This is a genomic window from Bacillus sp. SIMBA_005 (assembly GCF_046535585.1).
GTDB lineage: Bacteria > Bacillota > Bacilli > Bacillales > Bacillaceae > Bacillus > Bacillus pumilus.
The window spans coordinates 1-265 of the sequence record NZ_JAWRWI010000546.1 but is presented as its reverse complement, the minus strand read 5'-3'; the positions used below and the strand labels follow the sequence as shown (position 1 = coordinate 265).

1 protein-coding gene is annotated in these 265 nt (G+C 75.1%); it reads right to left on the bottom strand.

The window, feature by feature from the left end:
• Nucleotides 1–265: magnesium chelatase subunit ChlI family protein (locus SB660_RS21235; RefSeq protein ID WP_486304214.1), on the bottom strand; the 265-nt coding region annotated here is incomplete at both ends.

Below are 265 nucleotides of genomic sequence, written 5' to 3'. Positions count from 1 at the left end.
CAGCGAGCGCGCCGACAGCTGCCACTGTTCGATCGCCCGCTCCAGCAGCAGCTCGTCGGCCTCGCCCAGCGCGCAGTGCAGCGCGGTCTGCGGCGGATCGAGGTGGGCGTTGAGGCGACCGGTGCGCGCCAGCTGGCGTTGCCAGGCGCGTTCGACGCGCGCACGCACGATGGCCGAGCCTTCTTCGGCCGGGGCCTGGCGGCGCAGGGCGCTGGGTGGCAGCCGCGGGACCTGCAGGTGCAGGTCGATGCGCTCCAGCAGCGGG